Origin of the sequence: Streptomyces sp. SID14515 (assembly GCF_010548505.1) — a bacterium.
Classification (GTDB): domain Bacteria; phylum Actinomycetota; class Actinomycetes; order Streptomycetales; family Streptomycetaceae; genus Streptomyces; species Streptomyces caviscabies.
In genome coordinates, this window is record NZ_JAAGMH010000092.1 from 1 (window position 1) to 18,347 (window position 18,347).

Genomic DNA, 18,347 nt, shown 5'->3' on the forward strand with positions numbered 1-18,347 from the left:
CGGCCGGGCGCGGCAGGCCCCGGGCCTCGGTGCGCGGCACCCCGTCCGTACGCCCGGCGGCTCCGGCCTCTCCCCCGGCCCGGCGGGCGGCGCCGCCGTCCCGGGCCACCCATTCGTCGGCCCGGCCGATCAGCCAGTCCCGGCTGGGGACGACGAGTCCGGCCGGGGTGAAGGCGATCTTGCGCAGCTCGGTGTGGGTGCCGGAGTCCTTGCGCCAGAGGCCGCTGACGATGTCGACCGCCTCGGTGGGAGTGGCCGCGAACTCCAGACCCGCGTAGACGGGGGCGCAGGCGTCGAGCCCGAGATCCTGCGCGGAGAGCCGTCGCCCGAGCCGCCGGGTGAACACCTCGGCGATCAGCGCGGGCGTGGTGCCGCGCGGCTGCTGTCCCCGGAGCCAGCGGGTGACCGAGGTCTTGTCGTACCGCAGGTCGAGGCCGTGTTCGAGGCCGAGCTGGTCGACCCGGCGGGCCAGGCCGGCGTGCGAGAACCCGGCTTCCGCGATGAGTGAGGCGAGTCGGCGGTTGGGCGTGCGCTGCGGGGGTCGTTCCGACATCAGCTGTACGGTCTCCTGCCTTCGGGGCCGGACGGGCAGCCCTCATGGGAACGGCGCGAATTTAGCGGCCACCGGGGCGGTCACCGCCACCCTTTGCTCCACGTTCATCCGATCGTGTGAGGATTCCGGACAGAGCTGACGGAAACGCCCATCACATGAATGCGCGGCCCGCGTACCCGGGACGCGGCCGTTCCACCTGCCGGGAGGCCGTTCGGGCGACGGCCGTACAGTGGATGCGGGCGCGATCAGTGCAGGGCGCCGTCATCCCGGGGACACCCCTCCGGGCATACGGGGCCCACGTAGGGAGGCATCGGTGAGCGAGCTGCGGTTCGTCCGTCTGGGCTTCGGCGAACAGGCCGTCGAATACACGGAGGCTTGGCAGAAACAGCGTGAGGTGCACGCGGACCGGTTCGAGGACCGGGTGCCGGACACCTGCCTGCTCCTGGAGCACCCGCCCGTCTACACCGCGGGACGCCGCACGGCGGACAACGAGCGTCCGCTCGACGGCACCCCGGTCATCGATGTGGACCGCGGCGGGAAGATCACCTGGCACGGCCCCGGGCAGCTCGTCGGCTACCCGATCCAGAAGCTGCCGCGCCCGGTCGACGTCGTGGCGCACGTCCGCCGACTGGAGGACGCGCTGATCCGCACGGCCGCCGACTTCGGCGTGGAGACCTCCCGGGTCGAGGGCCGCAGCGGTGTCTGGGTGCTCGGCGACCCGGTCGAGCAGCGCCAGGCGCTGGGCGGCCTCTCGCTGGACTTCGACCCGCGACTCCAGGACGAGGAGTTCGACCCGCGGCTGAACGGCCCGGAGTACGCCCCGTCCAACGCCGGCCAGCGCCGCGAGGACCGCAAGCTGGCCGCGATCGGGATCCGGGTCGCCAAGGGCGTCACGATGCACGGCTTCGCGATCAACGTGAACCCGGACAACACCTGGTTCGACCGGATCGTCCCGTGCGGCATCCGCGACGCCGGGGTCACGTCCCTCTCCAACGAGCTGGGCCGGGAGATCACGATCGAGGAGGTGCTGCCGGTCGTCGAGAAGCACCTGCGGGACATCCTGGAGAACGCGGAGCTCGCGCCGAGGGCGGTCGAACAGCCCAAGGCCACGGCCCCGGCTCCGGCGCCCGCCCCCGCTTAGGGCCCACCGGTCGTACCGGCCAGTAGCCCCGACCGCCACCACCGGCCGGGGAATAGGCCCCGCCGGCCGCAGGTTGGGCAGGCGTAGGACCGTTTGATGTACGGGCGTACCCTGGTGTTCGCCAAAGAATCCAAAGCGAATCCGAACCGCGTATCGAACCGCGAACCCACCTGCGGATCGAACCGCGACCCAACGCGAATCCAACGCAGCAGAAAGCAAAGGGGAGCCGGAGTGTCCGCTGTCGCACCCGACGGGCGCAAGATGCTGCGCCTGGAGGTCCGAAACAGCCAGACCCCCATCGAGCGCAAGCCCGAGTGGATCAAAACGCGGGCGAAGATGGGCCCCGAGTACAAGCAGCTGCAACAGCTGGTGAAGGGCGAAGGGCTGCACACGGTCTGCCAGGAGGCGGGCTGTCCCAACATCTTCGAGTGCTGGGAGGACCGCGAGGCCACCTTCCTCATCGGCGGCGACCAGTGCACCCGGCGCTGCGACTTCTGCCAGATCGACACGGGCAAGCCGCAGGCGCTGGACCGTGACGAGCCCCGCCGCGTCGGCGAGTCGGTCGTCACGATGGACCTGAACTACGCCACCATCACCGGCGTCGCACGCGACGACCTGGAGGACGGCGGCGCCTGGCTGTACGCCGAGACCGTCCGCCAGATCCACACGCTCACCGCGGAGCGGGAGGCCGGCGCGACCAAGGTCGAGCTACTGATCCCCGACTTCAACGCCGAGCCCGAGCAGCTCGCCGAGGTCTTCTCCTCGCGCCCCGAGGTGCTCGCGCACAACGTGGAGACGGTGCCGCGGATCTTCAAGCGGATCCGCCCCGGCTTCCGTTACGAGCGTTCCCTGGAGGTCATCACCCGGGCCCGCGAGGCCGGTCTGATCACCAAGTCCAACCTGATCCTCGGCATGGGCGAGACCCGCGAGGAAGTCAGCGAGGCGCTCCAGGACCTGCACGACGCAGGTTGCGAGCTCATCACGATTACGCAGTACCTCCGCCCCTCCGTACGGCACCACCCGGTCGAGCGCTGGGTGAAGCCGCACGAGTTCGTCGAGCTGAAGGACGAGGCCGACGCGATCGGCTACTCCGGCGTGATGTCGGGCCCGCTGGTGCGGTCCTCGTACCGCGCGGGGCGTCTCTTCCAGCAGGCGATGGAGGCGCGCGGCGTCGCCGCCGGGAGCGTCCAGGCCGCACCGGCCGTGTGAATCCGCTCACGAGCGACTACCGAGCAGTAACCGCGTGACCGAAGCGGTCCGGACGCTCCCCGCAGGTCGGGGACGCGTACGGACCGCTTCGGCGTGCGCGGCGCCGGAATCAAGGCTTCATTGGTGTTTGACCGCCCGGTCATGCGCTGGTAACACCAAGCAGTGACCCTAGGTACACGTGCGGCGGCGATCATCCGCAGCCGCCGTCACCGCTTCCCGTACTCAGTCCGCGCCCCTGGGGGCGCATCCATTCCGAGGGGGAACACCACGATGCAGGCCGCACCGGTCCGCGCCCACGCCCTTCCGTCCGTCACCACCGCCCTGCGCGCGGTCGAGTCGCTGCTGCTGAGCAGCGGCCAGCGCACCGCCCGCCGCAACGCCTGGACGGCCGTCCTGGAGGACCGCCGCCGCGCCAAGGACCGGGTGGAGGCCCAGCACGTGCTGGAAGCCGTGGCCGACCACCGTTCCTAGGTCGCTCCCACGTTCCTGGACCGCTCCCACGTTCCTGACTCGCTCCCCCGCCACGTAAACTTCGGTACATGGCGAGGAAGGCAAAAACTGAAGGCGCGGACAGCGCCGAGAACGCAGGGCGGCTCAAGCAGATCGCCCTGACCTACAAGATGACCAAGCGGACCGACAGCAAGATCGGTCTTGTCGTCGCGGGCGTCGGAATCCTCACGTTCGGTGTCCTCCTCGGCATCGGCTTCGCGATCGGTCACCCGGTCTATCTGGGCATCCTGGGCTTCGTCCTGGCCGTCCTCGCGATGGCGATCATCTTCGGCCGGCGCGCCGAGCGGGCGGCCTTCGGACAGATGGAGGGCCAGCCCGGAGCGGCGGCCGCCGTCCTGGACCGGATCGGACGCGGCTGGACCACCACCCCCGCGGTGGCGATGAACCGCAGCCAGGACGTCGTCCACCGGGCGGTCGGCAAGGCCGGCATCGTCCTGGTGGCCGAGGGCAACCCGAACCGGGTGAAGAGCCTGCTGGCGGCCGAGAAGAAGAAGATGGCCCGCATCGTGGTGGACGTGCCGGTGCACGACATCATCGTCGGCAACGGCGAGGGCCAGGTGCCCCTGAAGAAGGTCCGCACCAAGATGCTGAAGCTCCCCCGCGTCCTGACCGGCCCGCAGGTGACCTCCACCAACGACCGGCTGCGCGCGATGGGCGACCTGATGAGCAACATGCCGCTGCCGAAGGGCCCGATGCCCAAGGGCATGCGGATGCCCCGCGGCGGAAAGATGCGCTGACGGCGGCGGCCGACGTACGCACACGACGGGGCGGCCCCGGACCGGTGAACGGTCCCGGGGCCGCCCCGTTTCTCACGCCCCTAGGCGGTCGGGGTCACATCCGGACCTGCACGGCACGCGACAGCCGGTCGTGCAGCCCACGCCCGTCGCGGTCCCAGACCAGCGCGGGGATGACGAGCAGCAGCAGCACGGTCCGCACGATCACGCGCCCGAACCCGAGCCGCCCGCCGCCCTCGGCGACCACCCGTACGCCCAGGAGGCGCTTCCCGGGAGTGCAGCCGATGGTCCCGACGGTCAGCAGGCTCATCACGAGGAAGATCCCGAGCGCCCAGTTCCCCGCCGCCTGCTGGTCACCGCGAGCGAACAGCCCGTATGCGATCACCATGCAGAGCGACCAGTCGATGAAGAGCGCCCCGAAGCGCCGCCCGAGCGGAGCGACCGCGCCGGGCCCCTCCTCGGGCAGCCCGAGTCCCTTGCCCCGGTAGCCGAAGTCGGCGCCCATCTGCTCGGCGGCCGCGCGGGGCCCCGAGAGCCACGATCCGATTGCTTGCCTGTTGTCCACCCGTCCACGGTACTGCGCCCATGTTTGCCCCCGGCCGGGCGGGGCACGGAAACAGCCGCGCGGAGACAGCCGCTGAGATGCCGCCCACCACCGCCCCGGTTAACTTGGGCGAAACAAATGGGTCACGCTTGAGAAATCACGCCTGCCTATGGTCGGGTCCAGCGTGTGCCACCGCACTGGCCGCACCACGAGCTACAACCCCGTCCCTCCCGGGCCGGGAGTAGGAGGAGTTGGATGTTCCAGAACGCCGACGAAGTGCAGAAGTACGTAGCGGACAACGACGTCAAGTTCATCGATGTCCGGTTCTGCGACCTGCCCGGGGTGATGCAGCACTTCACGATCCCGGCAGCGACCTTCGACCCGGCCGAGGAACTGGCCTTCGACGGTTCGTCGATCCGCGGCTTCCAGGCCATCCACGAGTCCGACATGGCGCTGCGCGCGGACCTGTCGACGGCTCGGGTGGACCCCTTCCGCCGCGACAAGACCGTCAACATCAACTTCTTCATCCACGACCCGATCACGGGCGAGCAGTACAGCCGTGACCCGCGCAACATCGCCAAGAAGGCCGAGGCCTACCTCGCCTCGACCGGTTTCGCGGACACCGCGTACTTCGGCCCGGAGGCCGAGTTCTACGTCTTCGACAACGTCCGCTTCCAGACGTCGGCGAACGAGAGCTTCTACCACATCGACTCCGAGGCCGGCGCCTGGAACACCGGGTCGGAGGAGAACAACCGCGGTTACAAGGTCCGCTACAAGGGCGGCTACTTCCCGACCCCGCCGGTCGACCACTTCGCCGACCTGCGTGCCGAGATCTCCCTGGAGCTGGACAAGAACGGCCTCCAGGTCGAGCGCCAGCACCACGAGGTCGGCACCGCCGGCCAGGCGGAGATCAACTACAAGTTCAACACGCTGCTCGCCGCGGCCGACGACCTGATGCTCTTCAAGTACATCGTGAAGAACGTCGCCTGGCGCAACGGCAAGACCGCGACCTTCATGCCGAAGCCGATCTTCGGCGACAACGGCTCGGGCATGCACGTGCACCAGTCGCTGTGGCAGGGCGGCTCGCCGCTCTTCTACGACGAGCAGGGTTACGCCGGCCTGTCGGACATGGCCCGCTACTACATCGGCGGCATCCTGAAGCACGCCCCGTCGCTGCTGGCCTTCACCAACCCGACGGTGAACTCCTACCACCGCCTGGTCCCCGGCTTCGAGGCCCCGGTCAACATGGTGTACTCGCAGCGCAACCGCTCCGCCGCGATGCGCATCCCGATCACCGGCTCGAACCCGAAGGCCAAGCGCGTCGAGTTCCGCGCCCCGGACCCGTCCTCGAACCCGTACCTCGCGTTCTCCGCGCTGCTGATGGCGGGCCTGGACGGCGTGAAGAACAAGATCGAGCCGGCCGAGCCGATCGACAAGGACCTCTACGAGCTGGCTCCCGAGGAGCACGCCAACGTCCAGCAGGTCCCGACCTCCCTCCCGGCCGTGCTCGACGCCCTGGAGGCGGACAACGAGTACCTCCAGGCGGGCGGCGTCTTCACGTCGGACCTGATCGAGACGTGGATCGACTACAAGCGCACGAACGAGATCGCCCCGATCCAGCTGCGGCCGCACCCGCACGAGTTCGAGCTGTACTTCGACATCTAGGCACACCCGGGCCGGGCTCACCCGCGCCCGAGAAGCCGAGGGCCGCCACCTCCTCCGGGAGGCGGCGGCCCTCGCTCGTTCGTCAGCCGCGCCACGGACAAGTACGCCGGCCGGGTCGCGCTCCGGGCTACGCGGCAGCCCGGCCGGGCTTCCTGAGCATTTCCGTCAGGGCGGAGATGCTGTGGTCGCCGTGGCCCGCGTCGACCGCTCGCCGCAGCAGGTCGTGAAAGGCCTTGTGCCACTCGACGTCGAGGTTCGCCTCCTTGCCGAGTTCCTCGTCGTGGACGGCGCCGGCCAGGAACAGGTTCACCGAGGACGCCGGATCGCTGTAGTCGCCGCTGTCGATCTCCTGGGCGAAGACGGGCAGGACCGAGTTGATCATCTCGAACCACTTGACGCTGAACCGCACCATGGAGGCGGCCTCCAGGCCGCGCGCCTGCAAGGCCGCCGCGCCCTGGAAGAAGCCGACGAGCGCGGGCAGCAGGGTGCCGCCCACCGCCATCTCGTAGAGGGCGGCCAGATCCGGGTCCTCACCGAGGTGGACGGTGTCGCCGCCCATCACCCGCAGCGTCGGGGTGAACTCGTCGAAGACCGAGCGATCTCCGCTGTAGTACAGGAGCGTGCTCTCGGCCCCGACCGCAGACGGCACGTTCTTGATCGCTCCGTCCAGATACCGCGTTCCGTGCCCGTCCGCCCAGGCCGCCATCGCGCGGGCCCCGGCAGGCGACCCGCTGTTCAGGGTCACCAGGGCACGCCCGTCGAGGGCGGCGGCCGCCGGTTCCAGTGCTTCGAGGGTGTCGTCGTACGTGGTCAGGCAGGTGATGACGAGCCCGCTCGCCGCGACCGCCGCACCCGTCGACCGCGCCTGTACGGCCCCCTTCGCCACAAGCGGTGCGGCCTTCGACGGGGTCCTGTTCCATACGGTGACCGGGTGCCCGGCGTCGATGAAGGCCTCGGCCAGCGCCCTGCCCATCGAGCCCAGCCCGATGACGGTCACGGGGGTGCGGAGGTGCCCTGTCATGTGGTGGTGCTCCTGTCTCCAGCCGATGCGGCCGAACCCTGCGACCAGGTTCATGTCCGCTTTCGCACGGGGCTGTTGCGCTCTCCGTGCACTGTCGGTTCCATGCTGTGGGGGCGCGAACTGTTCTACAAGTACCTACATTTTTAGCCGATACCCACACTTTTGTTAGGGAGCACTGATGAAGAGGCGGAGCTATACGTGCGGGTTGGATGCCGCGATCGACGTCATGGGAGGAAAGTGGAAGGGCCTCATCCTGTTCTGGCTCGATGAAGGGCCTCTGCGCTTCGGTGAGTTGAGGCGCACGGTGACCGGCATCAGCGAACGGATGCTGACCCTGCAACTGCGGGAGCTGGAGGCGAGCGGCCTGGTGCACCGGGAGGTCCACCATCAGGTCCCGCCCAAGGTGGAGTACTCGCTCACGGAGTTCGGCCACTCGCTCATCGAGGTCCTCGCACCACTCGGGCAGTGGGGCGAGGAGAACATGGAGCGCCTCGAAGCCGCGCGCGGGGCCGCGGAGTCGGCAGGCGTATCGGGGTCGGCGGCGTCATGACGCGCGTACCGACGGTCCGAGCACCTTCGAGGCCGTTCCGCAGCCCCTGACACCCCCTCGGAGTGCGCGGCAGCCGTCGATGGTGCTGTCAGTCGCGCCGAGCCTCGCTCCAGAAGGACCGGGCCTCCCGCAGGGCTGCCCTGGCGCCGTCACCGTTGTTCGGATAGAGGGCCTGCTCGCCAAGGACGACGTCGTAACGGTGCTCACCGTTTCGGCACATAAGCCTGCCCGTGGGGCGTCTCCTGGTACCAGCGGATCGCTTCCTCCTGAACTGCCTTGGTGCCTGCGGACAAGCGCTCCCGCCATAGAACGGAACTGGCCACTCGCACCTCCTCGCCCTGAGCCGGTCAGGCCTGTGTGTTCCCGGATTCCGCACGATCGCATCGGCCTCTATTCAGAGCAGCGCCGAAGGTCACGAGCGTTCACTGGTACTGCTCCACGGGAATAGGGGTGGCTCCCGCGCCAGTGATCGTCATGGGGCGGGGTACTAGGGCGCCTCTTTCGGATCATGGCTAGGTGGCATCCCACTCTGCTTGCAGCCAGCTGAGTTGCACCCCGCTGAGCGGCGGCTCAAAACCTGCAGGGAACAGGAGCGTGAGTGGCTGTGGCCACATGTATTCAAGCCCGTGCTCCTCACAGTGCAGAGCGATGAGATGCGGCCCCTCCCCGCAAGCCTCGCGCTGGTAGAAGCGGTCATGCGCCTGACAGAAGTAGGAGAACACCGCGCAGTCGTCCTCGTCAGTCGGCTCGTGGAAGCCGGGATCCCGGACGATCAGTGTCACCGGTTCCTGAAGGTTGAACCGGGGAATGGGCCGAGGATCGCACCACAGCAGTCGAGGAGGAAACACACGATCATTCTGCGCCAAGGGCGGCTTCGAGTCAGCGCGCGGACCAGATGAAGATGCCCGCGAGGTGGAGTGCCGCTTGGTAGATGGTGGCGGTCTTGTCGTATCGGGTGGCCAGACCGCGCCACTGTTTGAGCTTGTTGATGCACCGCTCGACTGTGTTGCGCTGTTTGTAGGCGTCGCGGTCGAAGGCCGGTGGTCTGCCGCCATGGCTGCCGCGGCGTTTGCGGTTCGCGGCCTGGTCGGCGGGCTGTGGGATCACCGCCCGGACCCCACGCCGGCGAAGATGAGCGCGGATCGCGCGGGACGAATACGCCTTGTCGGCCAGGACCACCTCCGGCGTGGTCCTGGGGACGGCCGGTCGGCCGGGGCACCCGTAGCCGGGCCATTACCTGGGTGAACGCGGGTGCGTCACCTGCCTGGCCGGGTGTGAGAACGAAGGCGAGCGGCCGACAGCGGCTGTCCGCGGCAAGGTGGATCTTTGTGGTCAGCCCGCCGCGGGACCGTCCGAGGGCATGGTGGTCCGGCTCGTCGGCCGGGGCCCCTTTTGACGGGCCCCGGCAGCGTGCTGATGAGCTCGGACGACGGTGGAGTCGACCGCGACGACCCAGTCGAAGTCGCCTTCGGCGTCGGCCTGGGCCAGCAGGGCGGTGAAGACCTTCTCCCAGGTGCCGTCGGTGGCCCACTTCCGCAACCGGTTATGAGCGCCCTTCCACGATCCGAAGTGCTCGGGCAGGTCCATCCACGGCGTCCCGGTGCGGTACTTGAACGCGATCGCGTCGATCACCTGCCGGTGATCCCGCCACCGCCCGCCCCGCTTCGGAGTCCGGTCCGGCAGCAGCGGCTCGATCCTCGCCCATTGGGCGTCAGTCAACGACACACATCAACCAACGATCAGATGATCCGAAAGAAACGGCCTAGGCCCCGTACGTCGAAGAAGCTCAGGCAGCCCTCGTAGTACTCGTCCGTCTCGTTGCAGCTCTCAGTGATCCGGGGGTTGAGCAGGACGATGGAGGGCGCGTCGCCGGGCTGCTGGACGACGGCGGCGGCGCGGCTGATGCCGATCTGTGGGGTCGCGAGGCCCGTGCCCTTGGCGAAGGGGTGCACCTGACCGATGCGGTCCATGGCGGCGAACAGCTCGTCCACGACCCGTTCTGCTTCGTCCCGTTCGGCGGGCAGCTCGAAATCCACGTGAACGTCCGCTGTTCACCGGCGTCCCCGCGGATGAGCGGGGTGCGCAACGGCGAGGCTTCGGCGGTCATGGATGTCTCGGTGCCCCGGACGACAGGTCGAGAACAGCCGGGGGGACCAACTGGACCTCACGTTGCGCGGGTGGGCAGACGTACGGCTCCTGGAACCAGTTGCCCCCTTCTCGTGGGCCACGGTGTACGCGTACTCGGTCCGGGCGGACTCGCCTGAGTGGAGAGGGAAGCGGCCGTGCTCGTCCTCGAAGAGCAGCCAGGCCTCGCCGACGTCCGCACCAGCACCGGCTTCGCCACCGTCTCGCGCGGTTGCCCGACACGTCCGACAGCCCCACTCGTTGCTGTCGGCCTCGGCGGCTAGAACGTCCAGGGAGCGGCGATCGAGCCGTCGATCTCCAAGCCGTAGCACTGTGCCTGCGCGGCCTCCTCAGCTCTGCCCTCGTGCTCCCAGAGATCAGCAAGCGGGCCGACGCCACAACCGGCATCGACCGCCGCCCGGTGCGTGCGTTCGGCACCGGGCGCCTTCCGGTTCCGTTCCATCATGGCCAGCCTCTCCAGCGCGTAGAGGTCTCCTCGCTCTGCCGCGCGCCGATACAGCGTCTCGGCCCGGTCCGGGTGGTGCGCCTCCTGGCACCGGGCCGCCACTGCCCAGGTCTGAGGGTTACGGAACTCAGTCAGCCGATGCAGGACCGACTCCACGTCGTCCGAGTACACGCTCATCAGTGCGGCGACCGCAGCGAACGTCCCGACCGGCCAAGGCCGCTTCGCTGCGCCGAGCGCATCCCGGTCGGCCAGTTCGACGACCGTCCAGGCCAACCGTTCGGCCTCGGCCCGGTCACCGCCCTGATCCCGTTCGATCGCCATCATGCCCAGTTCGAATCCATCGCCACGTTCCGCGAACGATCGGGCCAGGACCTCAGCCTCGTCCCACTCGTCAGCATGGCACTTGAGCGTCACCAGTTCGCCCTTGGCATTCCGGTCACCCGCCGAGGCTCCCATCCAGAGAAGCTCTTCATACTCCGCAAGGTCGCACGTGTTCTGGTTCTGGCGAAGTTTGGCCAGCAGGAACGGCGCTTCCGGATCTCCGAGCTCCGCAGCCTCTGCCAACGCCTTTTCCGCCTCCGGCCCTTGAGACAGCACCTCCGCCAGCGAGGTCAGCGCGGAAGCCAGCCCGGTCGTGGCCGCTTCCCTGACAAGCCGCTCGGTCTCATCGGCGTCGCCGGACTCACTGAGCGTCCAGGCCAAGGCCAGCATCGGCTCCGGGTCCCCGCTCCGGAGGACCGATCGCGCCAAGCTCTCGGCTTCCTCGGTCAGGTCCCGGTACGCCATCATCGTGACGATCGGCTCCCAAGCCGGACCGTGTCCTTCGTCCGCCGCTCGGCGCAGCAGCGCGGCCGCCAGACGCAGCCGCCCCCGGTGCTGTGCGGAGCGGGCCAGTTCGTACAGGTCGGCAGCGGTCGCCGAGTGGTGTTCGACGGCGTGCCAGAACGAGGCCGGCGGGAAGCACTCGCGCCGGGCCGTCCGGGCGTAGTGGTCGAGGTAGTCCGCCAGGCGGCACACTCCCGGCTGCGCGCCCATGCCGTGGTCGTGGGCAACGTCGCCGAGCGCCGCCACCACGTCCTTGATCCTGGTCCGTGCGAAGGCAAATGCGGTCTCGAACCATTCCACCGGCGCTGCGGCACGCTGAGCATCCGTCAGATAGCCTGGCGCGGCCGCTTCCAGAAGCGCGAGCGGGAGCGGGGAGGTATGGCCTAGTCTGCGCGCGTCCATCGCGGCCGTGACAACGGCCTTGCCATAGCAATCCTGCGCTCCGTCCGCCTGCTCGTACCACTGGATCAGAGCCGGGCCGCCCGCCAGGGTCTGAGTGACGGAACCGTCCGGAGCGGTTTGCGCGGCGACGGCCAGCGACCCGTCGTCCGTCTCGTGCAGCCGTCCCAACGCCGGGCCGTCGAAGACCGCAGGAACAGTGATCACCCGCGCCCCCGCGAGCAGCGCTCTGGCCTGCGGGTGGCGGTCCTGGACTCCGGTCGGGCGATCGGTCAGTTCGTGTCGGTGGCCCGGCCAAAGGGTGGCGATGACCACCAACGGCTCCGGCTGCTCCAACCTTCGGCGCAGTGCGGCAGCAGCGGCCTCACCGCCATGGCCGCCGAGCAGTTCTTGGGCCTCGTTGAGCCACAGCACAGTGCGTGGGCCGAGAGCGTCGGCGGCGAGAAGCCGGTGCAGGCTGTCGGCGTCCTTCGGATACGCCAGCATCCAGTCGGCGAGGCAGGCAGCGACCGCCTCGTACGCGGCGCGGGTCTTTCCTGTGCAGCTGTACCCGCTCAGCACAAGCAGAACGGGATCCTCTCCGGACGCCGCATCCGTCAGCAGGTCCCGCAGCTCGTGGTCGTGGCGGCGGACGATGTACGCCGGGAGCACGAAGCCTATGGCGTCCGCCCGCAGCGGATCGGCGATCGCCCCGTGCACTCCGAGCCGCTCAGGCTGCCAGTCGGCCAGCGGACGTGGTAGATCGAGGGGGCTGACGATGCCGGGCCCTCCGCCCGAGTACACCGGCTGTCGCGCGCTGCCACCGCTGTGCCCACTCATCCGCTCGGCAGCGGCATCCCGATGGCGATGGCGCCAGTGGTCGAAGTCGAAAAGATGCCGCTCGTCGCGCAGCGGCTCCACTCCTTGGCGCTTCGCCTCGGCACCGATGGCGCGCACCAGCTCGATCAATCGCTCCGCAGACATCGGCAAGTTCCGTCCGAGGAGCCAGCCGGCGACCGTCGAAGGTGACTTGACACGGGCACTGCTCGCAAGTCTGCGCAGCGCCGGCACGGGCTTGAGCCTGCTGAGGCGCCACTCCCCCAGGGTCCGCAGGTCCGATCGGAACCGTTCCTCAGCACTGCCCGGCACGCTGCCTCGCCTGTCCGATCTGTCTCACCCCGCCGTTGGACGGCCACTCGACGTACGCCCGGTGACCTTCCCACTCTCGGCTTCGACTGTACAAACAGAGAATCGCGGTTCCGTACGGACCCATCGGACAGCGAGAGTCCCGATCGACCTGTTCTCCACGAAGGGACCCTCGTGCCATTCGCCGATGCCGTCCGCACCAGTGCGACCGCGTTCTCCTCTCCGGGTGTTGTTGTCCTGGTCGTCTTCCTGCTGCTCTATCTGGGCGTTGTTCTGCCTGCGGTGTGGTCACGCCGGATCCAGCGTCGGCAAGCGGCCGCGCGAGTACTGGAGTTGCTGCTCAGCCAACTTCTGCTCGCACTCCGTGCGTTGACCGGTCTCCTCCGGCGCTGATCAACCCGGCGGACACTGGCGGGAGCTCGGCGCCGCACTTTATCGCTTCCCGGCGAGCTCGACCTGCGCATCGAAGGTCACCCTGTCCAATACAGTCGGGCCCGTGGCTGCCTGGTGCTTTTGACGACACCAGCGGTGCCGACTCGGACAGGCGGCCAGCTGACCTCAACCGCCACGACCGCACCGTCGCCGGCCCGGCAAATGTCGACCGGGCCGGGACTCGGGATGCTGGTGTACCCACACCCCGGCTTGGCCGAGTTGGCATCCATCGCCGGAAGAACACAACCCCGTCGCTCACGCGGCGTAGCACCCCGTCAACTTGATGTCGCTCCGGGAGTGGAACTGAAGCTCGGTGTAGTCCTTGACGCTCGTGGCGATCGCTCTCCAGCCGTCCGCCGCGGCGGACGACAGAGCAGTCGGTACCTGCAACATTCCAGGTACCGGCCCTGGGAGCGACCCGCCATCGCGGTTGTCGGTCAACGCGGCCCGCTGCACCGGGGGTCGGGCCGCGGCCATCGACATCGGGGGTTTCTCATGCAGATCCGCAAGCGCTTCCTCGCCGTCGCCATGACCGGCGCGCTCGCCGGGGGCGGTCTCGTCGGCGGTACGGCCAGTGCGGCCGGTACGGCCGCCAAGGGCGATGTGGGCACCCAGAGCGCCTACAAGACCACCACGGCGGACCAGTGGAAGGTCATCGCCGGCGACGTACTGGACGGCACCGACTTCAAGTTCGAGTTCAAGAGCTCCGCGGCCTCGACGGGGCAGCGAGCCCACTGATCGCCAGGGGCCTGTACGGGTGGTGTGAGCGCGGCGTCAGCGCAGCGAGGGCCGCGCCCTTCCCGCCCAGTACTCGTCCGCCGTGATGCCCAGCAGGACCACGTCGTGGTACGTGCCCGCGAAGAACTCGTGCTGGCGCAGGCGGCCCTCCTCCACGAAGCCGAGTTTGCGGTAGAGGGCCAGCGAGGCGTCGTTGAAGGCGTAGACCTCCACCTCGCACTTGTGACAGCGCTGTTCGGCGAACATGTAGGTGAGGATCAGTTCGGTGGCCTCGGCCGCGTAGCCCTGGCGGCGGTGTTCGCGGGTGACCTCGATGCCCGTACGGAAGCGGCCCGCCCTCGCGTCCGTCTCGCCGACCGACACCGCGCCCACGAAGGCGTGCTCGAAGCGGGTCTCGATGACCAGTTGGTACGAGGCCGGGTTCGGGGTGCGGCCGGCGCGTTCGGTGGCCCAGGCGCGGAAGCTCTCGTCCGAGCGCGGGGGTTCGACCACGTCGGCGTTGCGGGCGTCCACGGTGTGCAGGGCCAGGGCCCGGAAGCCCTCCCAGTCCTGCGGTTCGATGCCCCGCAGGCGTACCCTCTCGCCGGTCCACAGGTCGCTCATCGGGCTCCAGACTGGTGTGTGCATGCAGGGGGCGGTCAGGTCGGTCGGTCAGGTTACGTGGCGTGCGATCGTTCTCGCGACGGTCAGGGACTCCGTGTGCGTGGTGTCCACCTCCAGGTCGTACGCCACGCCCCGGTGGACCGTCTCCGCCTGTGCCGCGGCCATGCCCCTCGGGCGGTCGCCCCGGGCGATCTCGCGGGCCTCCGCGACCGCGCCCTCGCAGTGGACGCCCACCCACAGGACGTTCAGGCCCGTCAGCGCCTTGTGCCACGGTTCCTGGGAGGCCGGGCCGCCGAGGAACACGTCGTCGATGATGACCTTCGCTCCCGCCCGGGCCATCGCGGCCACGCCCTCGCGCCAGGCCGCCTCCAGCCTGCGGAACTCCTCGCCGATCGCCACACCGCCGTCCGCCGCGAACTCGATGCCCTCGCCGCCCGACCTCAGGGACGCGGGCAGCGCGTCGACGAACGTGTCGATCGCGGCGGCGAGCCACGGGGTCGGCAATTGAGCCTGGAGGCAGCGGACGATGCCGGACTTGCCGGAGCTGGAGCCGCCGTTCAGCACGATCACCTGGGTTGTCACCCGGTCACAGTAGAGGCAACCCGTGCGGTGTTCGACGCGTTTTCGGCGAGCCGCTCGCTAGGCGGGCCTGATCGTGGCCAGTTGCGCGAGCAGCAGGATCAGGCGGTACGCCGTCGCGTAGTCGGGGGCCGTGAAGGCGACCGTACGGGCGCCGCCGGTGCGCGTGACGCCCGGTACGAGGGTCGCCAGGTCGACGGTGTGCGCGCCCGCGAGGTCGACCTCCACGTCCAGCGGAGCGGGGGCGAGCGTCAGGGGCGGGATCTCCGCGCGGCGGGTGATCGCGTCCGCCGCCGCTCGGCGCAGCCGGTCCCGGGCCTCCTCCGGGTGCAGGGTCACGGCGGCCGCAGCGCCCAGGGCCTCCTTGACCGCGACGGTGACCGCCGCCGGGACCAGCTCGGTCAACTCGGCGCAGGCCGCGTCGTCGCCGCTGAGCAGGACGACCGGTACGCCGAGGTGGCTGGCCATGGCGGCGTTGAGCCCGATCTCGCCCAGCGAGCGGCCCGCCACCCGTACGTCGAGGATCTCGCCGTTCATGGTGTGCGCCAGCACGCCCGGCCCCTCCCCCGCGCGCACGTGGTAGCCGACGAACAGCGCCGCGTCGGTCTCCGCGGCGAGCCCGGCGAGCATGTTCAGCGCGCGCGGCTTGCCCCGGACCAGACGGGCTCGGCGGTCGAGCTGTTCCGGCAGGAGGTTGCGGAAGGTGCCGTGCGCGTCCGCCACCAGGACGTCGGCCGTGGGGTCGGCGTCCAGGACGCCCGCGATCACCGCGTTCGCGTCTGCCGTCATCAGCTCCCGGCCGCGCTGGTAGTCGTAACGCTCGGGGTTCGTCTCGGCGGGGTGGACGATGCCCGAGACGCCTTCCATGTCGACCGAGATGAGTACCTTCATGAAGCCGGGAGCCTACCTCGCGTGCGTGTGGCCGGTCAGGAGCCGGCGAGGCTCGTCCGTGCCGCGTTCATGAACGCGGTCTTGGCCTCCTCCAGGTGCTCGTTGACCTCGACGTCCCCGATGTCGCGCCACACGGCGGCGTTGAGGGCGTGGCCGTACGCCGTCACGGGCTCGCGCAAGGCCTCGTCGCACAGGAGCGTGACATTGCCGGACGCGGTCCACAGTGCGGTCATGACCGGGCTCGTCTGCGTCATCCAGCCGTCCTCGTCGTCGCCCCACGGGTCGGGGCGGCGGTAGGCGGCCCGTTCCGCGGCCTGGGCGCAGGAGACGAACTCCTTGAGCACAGCGATCTGTTCGGCCCGGCGGCTCTCCGTCGTCGCCACCGCCTGGCGGCGCTCCTCGACGCGTTCCGCCGAGCGCTGGGTGGCGCGCTGGGCGAGAGCCGTCAGGCCACCGCCCAGCGCGACCCCGGCGAGCGATACGGCCGAAGTCCAGAGATCTGCCGCCATGGTGACGCCCTTTCACCCGTGTCCCCTGTGCGGTCGTGACCATGATCCCGCAGGGGCGGCGGGCCGGGCATGCCGGTGTCCCCGGCCGGACGGGCCGGCCGGGGACACCGGGCGATCGACGCGTGAGTCGGGTCAGCGGCCGTAGCGGATCAGGGCGCGGACCATGCGGCAGGTGGTGTCGGACGGCGGGTGGATGCCCAGGCGCTCGGCGGTGACGCGTATCCGGTGGTTGCCGGCGCTGGAGGGCTGGTAGACCCCGCTGTCGAGCAGGGCGATGGCCAGGCGCATGGCCTTGAGGCGGCGGTTGTGGGAGACGTACCACTCGCGGGGGCGGCCCGCGGGCAGTCGCTTCTTCGGCAGCGGCACCGGAAGCGGCGGGTGGAAGGGCATCGGGAGCTGTCGGTCGAGCGGCTCGGTCGTGGCTGTGGCAACGGCCATCGGCATCCTCCTGGCAGCGTGGTGGAACCCTCACGAACTCCCTCCATTTTACTGCCCTCCACTGACAATCGCCCCTGGCCAGAGGCCATTTCGGCAGTCCCTCGCGTAACCTTGGCCCCATGGAGATCTGGATCAATCCGGCCTGCTCGAAGTGCCGCAGCGCGCTCACCCTGCTCGACGCGGAAGGGGCCGACTACACCGTCCGCCGCTACCTGGAGGACGTGCCCTCGCCGGAGGAGATCCGGGCCGTGCTGGACCGCCTCGGTCTGGAGCCGTGGGACATCACGCGGACCCAGGAGGCGGCGGCGAAGGAGCTGGGGCTCAAGGAGTGGCCCCGGGACGCCGGGGCGCGGGAGCGGTGGGTCGCAGCCCTTTCCGAGCACCCGAAGCTGATCCAGCGGCCGATCATCACGGCCGAGGACGGCACGGCCGTGGTGGCGCGGAGCGAGGAGGCGGTGCGGGACGCGCTGGGGCGCGGTGTCTGAGGACGTGGGCCCGTTAAGGAGCTGGGGCTCAAGGAGTGGCCCCGGGACGCCGGGGCGCGGGAGCGGTGGGTCGCAGCCCTTTCCGAGCACCCGAAGCTGATCCAGCGGCCGATCATCACGGCCGAGGACGGCACGGCCGTGGTGGCGCGGAGCGAGGAGGCGGTGCGGGACGCGCTGGGGCGCGGTGTCTGAGGACGTGGGCCCGTTGACGATCCAGCTCTTGTGAGACCCCGGGGGCGAATGCCGTGCGGGCTCAGCGTTCGTCCGTGCCCGCGCGCTTGGCCGTGGACAGGGCGATGCGGTTCCAGGTGTTGATCGTGAAGATCAGGGCCAGCAGGTGGGCCAGCTCCTCCTCGTCGAAGTGGGCCGCCGCCCGGTCGTAGACCGCGTCCGGCACTCCGGCGTCACCGATCCGCGTGACCGCGTCCGTCAGGTCGAGCGCGGCCTGCTCCTTCTCCGTGAAGAAGTGGGTCGCCTCCTGCCACACCGCGACCATGTGCAGGCGCTCCTCGCTCTCGCCCGCCTTGCGCGCGTCCGTGGTGTGCATGTGCAGGCAGTACGCGCACCGGTTCAGGTGCGAGGCGCGGATCTGGACCAGTTCGACCAGCGTCGGGTCCAGGCCGGCGCGGGCCGCCGCGTCCAGGCCGATCACCGCCCGGAAGACCTTCGGGGCGGTCTTCGCGAAGTCGAGCCGGCCCGTGCCGCTGTTGCGCCGCACGGTGGTGGCGGGGGCGGTGGTGCGGTCGTTCGTCTTGATCTCCGTCGTCGTCATGGGTACGAATCTAGGGCGACAGGCGACTGGGTGT

At 69.6% G+C, this 18,347-nt stretch carries 20 protein-coding genes and 3 pseudogenes; 10 read left to right on the forward strand and 13 right to left on the reverse strand.

Going from position 1 to position 18,347, the window contains the following annotated elements; genetic code table 11:
- Positions 1 to 553: pseudogene (locus G3I54_RS19745) on the reverse strand (regulator); the annotation flags it as partial.
- Positions 554 to 866: 313 nt separating this feature from the next.
- Between G3I54_RS19745 and lipB the strand changes: the two are divergent.
- The 4 genes from lipB (at position 867) to G3I54_RS19765 (ending at position 4,150) form a co-directional block, all read left to right on the forward strand.
- Positions 867 to 1,694, forward strand: coding sequence for a lipoyl(octanoyl) transferase LipB (gene lipB, locus G3I54_RS19750; protein WP_164616187.1), 828 nt, complete (start codon positions 867 to 869; stop codon positions 1,692 to 1,694).
- 231 nt (positions 1,695 to 1,925) lie between these two features.
- Positions 1,926 to 2,903 carry a lipoyl synthase gene (lipA, locus tag G3I54_RS19755; RefSeq protein ID WP_164616188.1) on the forward strand — a complete coding sequence of 326 codons (978 nt, stop codon included), beginning with the start codon at positions 1,926 to 1,928 and terminating at the stop codon, positions 2,901 to 2,903.
- A 270-nt stretch (positions 2,904 to 3,173) separates the two neighbouring features.
- Positions 3,174 to 3,374 (forward strand): hypothetical protein, encoded by a 201-nt coding sequence (locus G3I54_RS19760; RefSeq protein WP_003969591.1) that lies wholly within the window; start codon positions 3,174 to 3,176, stop codon positions 3,372 to 3,374.
- A 68-nt stretch (positions 3,375 to 3,442) separates the two neighbouring features.
- Positions 3,443 to 4,150, forward strand: a complete 708-nt coding sequence (locus G3I54_RS19765) for a DUF4191 domain-containing protein (protein WP_030080758.1) — start codon at positions 3,443 to 3,445, stop codon at positions 4,148 to 4,150.
- 94 nt (positions 4,151 to 4,244) lie between these two features.
- On the opposite strand, the gene G3I54_RS19770 is transcribed toward G3I54_RS19765, so the two are convergent.
- On the reverse strand, positions 4,245 to 4,652 hold the full coding sequence (locus tag G3I54_RS19770) for an RDD family protein (protein ID WP_203686772.1): 408 nt from the start codon (positions 4,650 to 4,652) through the stop codon (positions 4,245 to 4,247).
- Positions 4,653 to 4,946: 294 nt separating this feature from the next.
- Between G3I54_RS19770 and glnA the strand changes: the two genes are divergently transcribed.
- Positions 4,947 to 6,356 carry a type I glutamate--ammonia ligase gene (glnA, locus tag G3I54_RS19775; RefSeq protein WP_164616190.1) on the forward strand — a complete coding sequence of 470 codons (1,410 nt, stop codon included), beginning with the start codon at positions 4,947 to 4,949 and terminating at the stop codon, positions 6,354 to 6,356.
- A 127-nt stretch (positions 6,357 to 6,483) separates the two neighbouring features.
- On the opposite strand, the gene G3I54_RS19780 is transcribed toward glnA, so the two are convergent.
- Positions 6,484 to 7,377 carry an NAD(P)-binding domain-containing protein gene (locus G3I54_RS19780; protein ID WP_164616191.1) on the reverse strand — a complete coding sequence of 298 codons (894 nt, stop codon included), beginning with the start codon at positions 7,375 to 7,377 and terminating at the stop codon, positions 6,484 to 6,486.
- Positions 7,378 to 7,555: 178 nt separating this feature from the next.
- On the opposite strand from G3I54_RS19780, the gene G3I54_RS19785 reads away from it, so the two are divergent.
- Positions 7,556 to 7,927: a helix-turn-helix domain-containing protein gene (locus G3I54_RS19785; RefSeq protein ID WP_164616192.1), complete on the forward strand. Its 372-nt coding sequence runs from the start codon at positions 7,556 to 7,558 to the stop codon at positions 7,925 to 7,927.
- A gap of 512 nt (positions 7,928 to 8,439) precedes the next feature.
- On the opposite strand, the gene G3I54_RS19790 is transcribed toward G3I54_RS19785, so the two are convergent.
- From G3I54_RS19790 to G3I54_RS19805, 4 genes and pseudogenes are all read right to left on the reverse strand, one after another.
- Complete coding sequence (locus G3I54_RS19790) at positions 8,440 to 8,709, reverse strand: hypothetical protein (RefSeq protein ID WP_164616194.1); 270 nt, start codon at positions 8,707 to 8,709, stop codon at positions 8,440 to 8,442.
- A 97-nt stretch (positions 8,710 to 8,806) separates the two neighbouring features.
- Positions 8,807 to 9,652 (reverse strand): annotated as a pseudogene (locus G3I54_RS19795) (IS5 family transposase).
- Positions 9,653 to 9,666: 14 nt separating this feature from the next.
- Positions 9,667 to 9,963, reverse strand: coding sequence for a peptide deformylase (locus tag G3I54_RS19800; protein ID WP_343240369.1), 297 nt, complete (start codon positions 9,961 to 9,963; stop codon positions 9,667 to 9,669).
- Positions 9,964 to 10,331: 368 nt separating this feature from the next.
- Entirely contained in the window at positions 10,332 to 12,704 is a 2,373-nt protein-coding gene (locus tag G3I54_RS19805; RefSeq protein WP_239144451.1) for a hypothetical protein, read from the reverse strand.
- Positions 12,705 to 13,040: 336 nt separating this feature from the next.
- On the opposite strand from G3I54_RS19805, the gene G3I54_RS19810 reads away from it, so the two are divergent.
- Together G3I54_RS19810 and G3I54_RS19815 are read left to right on the forward strand one after the other, a co-directional pair.
- On the forward strand, positions 13,041 to 13,259 hold the full coding sequence (locus G3I54_RS19810; protein WP_164616195.1) for a hypothetical protein: 219 nt from the start codon (positions 13,041 to 13,043) through the stop codon (positions 13,257 to 13,259).
- A 534-nt stretch (positions 13,260 to 13,793) separates the two neighbouring features.
- Entirely contained in the window at positions 13,794 to 14,036 is a 243-nt protein-coding gene (locus G3I54_RS19815) for a hypothetical protein (RefSeq protein ID WP_164616196.1), read from the forward strand.
- Between the two features lie 36 nt (positions 14,037 to 14,072).
- Here G3I54_RS19815 and G3I54_RS19820 read toward each other — a convergent pair whose 3' ends face one another.
- The 5 genes from G3I54_RS19820 to G3I54_RS19840 all read right to left on the reverse strand — a co-directional run bounded on the left by G3I54_RS19820 (position 14,073) and on the right by G3I54_RS19840 (position 17,056).
- Entirely contained in the window at positions 14,073 to 14,639 is a 567-nt protein-coding gene (locus tag G3I54_RS19820; protein ID WP_164616197.1) for a GNAT family protein, read from the reverse strand.
- A 48-nt stretch (positions 14,640 to 14,687) separates the two neighbouring features.
- On the reverse strand, positions 14,688 to 15,221 hold the full coding sequence (cpt, locus tag G3I54_RS19825) for a chloramphenicol phosphotransferase CPT (protein WP_164616199.1): 534 nt from the start codon (positions 15,219 to 15,221) through the stop codon (positions 14,688 to 14,690).
- Positions 15,222 to 15,278: 57 nt separating this feature from the next.
- Positions 15,279 to 16,109, reverse strand: coding sequence for a M55 family metallopeptidase (locus G3I54_RS19830; RefSeq protein ID WP_164616201.1), 831 nt, complete (start codon positions 16,107 to 16,109; stop codon positions 15,279 to 15,281).
- 35 nt (positions 16,110 to 16,144) lie between these two features.
- Positions 16,145 to 16,618 (reverse strand): hypothetical protein, encoded by a 474-nt coding sequence (locus G3I54_RS19835; RefSeq protein ID WP_164616202.1) that lies wholly within the window; start codon positions 16,616 to 16,618, stop codon positions 16,145 to 16,147.
- Between the two features lie 132 nt (positions 16,619 to 16,750).
- Complete coding sequence (locus G3I54_RS19840) at positions 16,751 to 17,056, reverse strand: hypothetical protein (RefSeq protein WP_164616203.1); 306 nt, start codon at positions 17,054 to 17,056, stop codon at positions 16,751 to 16,753.
- A gap of 119 nt (positions 17,057 to 17,175) precedes the next feature.
- Between G3I54_RS19840 and G3I54_RS19845 the strand changes: the two genes are divergently transcribed.
- Both G3I54_RS19845 and G3I54_RS19850 read left to right on the forward strand, forming a co-directional pair.
- Positions 17,176 to 17,541 (forward strand): ArsC/Spx/MgsR family protein, encoded by a 366-nt coding sequence (locus tag G3I54_RS19845; protein WP_164616204.1) that lies wholly within the window; start codon positions 17,176 to 17,178, stop codon positions 17,539 to 17,541.
- A gap of 15 nt (positions 17,542 to 17,556) precedes the next feature.
- Positions 17,557 to 17,733, forward strand: a pseudogene (locus G3I54_RS19850) (ArsC/Spx/MgsR family protein); the annotation flags it as partial.
- 61 nt (positions 17,734 to 17,794) lie between these two features.
- Here G3I54_RS19850 and G3I54_RS19855 read toward each other — a convergent pair.
- Positions 17,795 to 18,313, reverse strand: a complete 519-nt coding sequence (locus G3I54_RS19855) for a carboxymuconolactone decarboxylase family protein (RefSeq protein ID WP_164616205.1) — start codon at positions 18,311 to 18,313, stop codon at positions 17,795 to 17,797.
- Between the last annotated feature and the right edge of the window lie 34 nt (positions 18,314 to 18,347).